Genomic DNA, 4,438 nt, shown 5'->3' on the forward strand with positions numbered 1-4,438 from the left:
TCCCCCCTGCCGCCAGGATGCGGGAGGACACTATGTACACGCAGCCCACCCGGACGATCTGCTCCAGAAGCTGGGCCCCCGCCGGAATCCCGGCTTTTTTTATGCCGTAGAAATAGCCGTTGATGCAGGAGTGCACCGCGCTCAGGGGCACGGAGAAGGAAAGGATGCGCAGCATGGAAGCCGTGCGGGGCTCCTGCAGGAGGCCTGCGGAGATGGCGTCGGCGAAGAAGAACAGCACCGCGTTGCAGGCCAGGGACAATGGCAGGGAGGTGGAAAGGCCCAGCACAAGGGGCTGCAGGGAGGGCTTCCTGCTGGTGGCCGTCCGCTCCGCCACCAGCTTGGAGATGGCGGTCTGGTATCCGGCGGCGGTGAGGGAGAAGGACAGGGACAATACCGGGCTTAAGAGCTGGTAGATGCCCATCCCCTCCTCCCCGAAGAGCCGGGAGAGATAGATGCGGTACAGGAAGCCGATGATTCTGGTGACGATGCCTGTGGCGGTGAGGACGAAGGCCCCCACGATCAGGGGATGTCTTTGCTTTGCTTTCATATGGATTTCGGGAAACTTTCGTTTTTCCCATTATATTCCCCTTGGACGGTTGACAGAACAGGCAGCGGGTGCTATACTGTCAATAAACCTACCAAAATGGTATGAATATAAAAAGCCCCGCGGATCTGCGGTTCCGTGGGATATGAGAGGAGAGGGATGCACAATGATATACCTGGACAATGCGGCCACCACCAGGACGGCTCCGGAGGTGGTGGAGGCCATGCTGCCGTATTTCACGGAGCAGTACGGGAATCCCAGCGCCATCTATTCCCTGGGTTCCGCCGGGAAAAAGGCCATCAATGGGGCCCGGCGGACCATTGCCGCCGCCATCGGCGCGAAGCCGGAGGAAATCTACTTTACCGCCGGAGGTACGGAAGCCGACAACTGGGCGCTGAAGGCCGCGGCGGAGTGCTGCGCCGGAAAGGGAAGGCATATCATCACCACGAAGATAGAGCACCACGCGGTGCTGCACGCCTGCGGCTACCTGGAGAAGAATGGCTACGAGGTGACCTATCTGGACGTGGACAGGGACGGAATCCTGGATCCGGAGTCTCTGAAGGAGGCCATCCGGCCTGACACGGTGCTGATCAGCGTCATGTTCGCCAACAATGAAATCGGAACCATACAGCCCATTCGGGAAATCGGGGCCATTGCCAGGGAGCGGGGCATCCTGTTCCACACGGACGCGGTGCAGGCCTTCGGACAGGTGCCCATCAACGTGGAGGAGATGCACATCGACATGCTCAGCGCCAGCGCCCACAAGCTCAACGGCCCCAAGGGCACAGGCATGCTCTATATCCGCAGCGGGCTGAAAATACGTTCATTTATACACGGCGGAGCACAGGAAAAGGGTGTCCGCGCAGGCACGGAGAACGTGCCCGGGATCGTGGGCTTCGCTGCGGCTGTTCGGCGGGCGCTTTCGCGCATGGAGGAGAAGGCCGGAAGGGAAAGGGAGCTTCGGGATTATCTGATCCGGCGGATCGAGGGGGAGATTCCCTACTGCCGTCTGAACGGCCATCGGGAGAAGCGGCTCCCCGGCAATGTGAACATTTCCTTCCGGTTCATCGAGGGGGAATCCCTGCTGATCATGCTGGACATGAGGGGCGTATGCGCCTCCAGCGGCTCCGCCTGTACCTCCGGCTCATTGGACCCCTCCCATGTGCTGCTGGCAATCGGGCTGGAGCACGAGGAGGCCCACGGATCCCTGCGCATGACCCTCTCGGAGGAGAACACGCAGGAGGAGCTGGACGAGGTGGTGGGACACCTTGCGGAAATCGTGCAGCGGCTGCGGGACATGTCGCCGCTGTATGAGGATTTCATGAAATCCCGGAGGGACAGGACATAAAGAAGCTTTGCGGTGCCTGAAGACACAGGGATGCGAAACCTCTGAACGGATTGGCGCGGGGCGGCGTCCATGGAAGTCACAGGACAGACAGGAGGAGCTATGTACAGCGAAAAAGTGATGGATCATTTCCAGAATCCCAGGAACATGGGAGAGATAGAGGATGCCAGCGGCGTGGGGACTGTGGGGAACGCCAAATGCGGGGATATCATGCGGATATTCCTGGACATCGATGAGGAGGGCGTCATCAGAGAGGCGAAGTTCAAGACCTTCGGCTGCGGGGCCGCTGTGGCCACCAGTTCCATGGCCACGGAGCTGGTGAAGGGCAAGACCGTACAGGAGGCCCTGCAGGTCACCAATAAGGCGGTCATGGAGGCCCTGGACGGTCTGCCGCCTGTGAAGGTGCACTGCTCCCTGCTTGCCGAGGAGGCCATCCACGCGGCGCTCTGGGACTATGCGAAAAAGCAGGGAATCGCGATAGAGGGCCTGCAGGAGCCCAGGGCGGATATCCATGAGGATGAAGAGTCGTGACGAAGGCGAGGACATATAGCCAGAAAGATTCTTCCATTATATGGACAACTGCCCATAATTCTGATACAATCATACTGGTTCGCGGAAATGACAGTCAGAGGTTCTGCGAGAGATACGATTGAATATAGATCAGGAAGAGGAATCATCAATGGAATCCATGGACAGAAAAACCGAACAGAGCAGAATCCGAAATTTCTGCATCGTAGCGCACATAGACCACGGCAAATCCACTCTGGCCGACCGCATCATCGAGCACACAGGCCTGCTGACCAGCAGGGAGATGCAGGCCCAGGTGCTGGACAATATGGACCTGGAGCGGGAGCGGGGCATCACCATCAAGGCCCAGGCCGTCCGCACCGTGTACAAGGCCCGTGACGGGGAAGAGTATATCCTGAACCTGATAGACACCCCCGGCCATGTGGACTTCAACTATGAGGTAAGCCGCTCCCTGGCAGCCTGCGACGGCGCCATATTGGTGGTGGACGCGGCGCAGGGCATCGAGGCCCAGACCCTGGCCAATGTATACCTGGCCCTGGATCATGACCTGGACGTGATTCCCGTGATCAACAAGATAGACCTGCCCAGCGCGGAGCCCCAGCGGGTCATGGATGAAATCGAGGATGTGATAGGCCTGGAGGCCCAGGACGCGCCCCTGATATCCGCCAAGAACGGCATCGGCATCGAGGATGTGCTGGAGCAGATCGTGCAGAAGATTCCCGCGCCGAAGGGGGATGCCTCTGCCCCTCTGCAGGCTCTGATTTTCGACTCCCTGTACGATTCTTACAAGGGCGTCATCATCTTCTGCCGGATTATGGAGGGGACCGTCAAAAAAGGAACGGTAATCCGCATGATGGCCACCGGGGCGAAAGAGGAAGTGGTGGAGGTGGGCGTCTTCGGCGCAGGCCAGTTCATCCCCTGCGAGGAGCTGTCCGCCGGCATGGTGGGCTACATCACGGCCTCCATCAAGAACGTGAAGGACACGGAGGTGGGGGATACGGTGACGGACGATGCATGCCCCTGCCAGGCTCCGCTGCCCGGCTACAAAAAGGTGCAGTCCATGGTCTACTGCGGCTTTTACCCGGCGGACGGGGCAAAGTACCCGGATCTGCGGGACGCCCTGGAGAAGCTCCAGCTCAACGATGCTGCCCTGCAGTATGAGCCGGAGACTTCCATCGCGCTGGGATTCGGCTTCCGCTGCGGCTTCCTGGGGCTGCTGCACCTGGAGGTGATCCAGGAGCGCCTGGAGCGGGAGTACAACCTGGATCTGGTGGCCACGGCTCCCGGGGTGGTGTACAAGGTATTCAAGACCAACGGGGAGATGATCGAGCTGACGAATCCCTCCAACCTGCCGGATCCTTCCGTGATCGAGCATATGGAGGAGCCTGTGGTCAGCGCGGAGATCATGGTGACCAGCGAATTCATCGGCTCCATCATGGAGCTGTGCCAGGAGAGGCGGGGGCGGTATCTGGGCATGGAATATATCGAGGCCAGCCGGGCGGTGCTGCGCTACGACCTGCCTTTGAACGAGATCATATATGACTTCTTCGATGCGCTGAAGTCCAGATCCAAGGGCTATGCCTCCTTCGACTATGACATCAAGGGCTATGAGGAGTCCAAGCTGGTGAAGCTGGATATTCTGATAAACAAAGAAGAAGTGGACGCCCTGTCGTTCATCGTCCATGCGGATTCCGCTTACGAACGGGGGCGGAGGATGTGCGAGAAGCTGAAGGAGGAGATTCCCAGGCACCTCTTCGAGATTCCCATCCAGGCGGCCATCGGCGGCAAGGTCATCGCCAGGGAGACCGTCAAGGCCATGCGCAAGGACGTGCTGGCGAAATGCTACGGCGGTGACATCACCCGGAAGAAGAAGCTGCTGGAGAAGCAGAAGGAGGGCAAGAAGCGCATGCGCCAGATCGGCAATGTGGAGATTCCCCAGAAGGCTTTCCTGAGCGTGCTGAAGCTGGATGATGATTGAGGGATGCGATTGGCGGGGATGCGGTGAATTTCGGAATGGCTTG

The 4,438-nt window shown here is 59.4% G+C and carries 4 protein-coding genes; 3 read left to right on the plus strand and 1 reads right to left on the minus strand.

The genetic code is table 11. The features are described 5' to 3' along the window. On the minus strand, positions 1-547 hold a 547-nt coding region (locus Q2B33_RS23325; protein WP_300817464.1), incomplete at its 3' end, for an oligosaccharide flippase family protein. A gap of 163 nt (positions 548-710) precedes the next feature. Here Q2B33_RS23325 and nifS point away from each other — a divergent pair. The 3 genes from nifS (at position 711) to lepA (ending at position 4,395) form a co-directional block, all read left to right on the plus strand. Then, positions 711-1,892, plus strand: coding sequence for a cysteine desulfurase NifS (nifS, locus tag Q2B33_RS23330; protein WP_300564990.1), 1,182 nt, complete (start codon positions 711-713; stop codon positions 1,890-1,892). A 99-nt stretch (positions 1,893-1,991) separates the two neighbouring features. Then, complete coding sequence (nifU, locus tag Q2B33_RS23335; protein ID WP_300564988.1) at positions 1,992-2,420, plus strand: Fe-S cluster assembly scaffold protein NifU; 429 nt, start codon at positions 1,992-1,994, stop codon at positions 2,418-2,420. A 148-nt stretch (positions 2,421-2,568) separates the two neighbouring features. Beyond that, a complete protein-coding gene (gene lepA / locus Q2B33_RS23340) occupies positions 2,569-4,395 on the plus strand; it encodes a translation elongation factor 4 (protein ID WP_300564986.1) in 1,827 nt (608 codons plus the stop codon). Positions 4,396-4,438: the final 43 nt, after the last annotated feature.

The sequence above is a fragment of the uncultured Acetatifactor sp. genome, from assembly GCF_948601915.1.
Taxonomy (GTDB): Bacteria; Bacillota; Clostridia; order Lachnospirales; family Lachnospiraceae; genus Acetatifactor.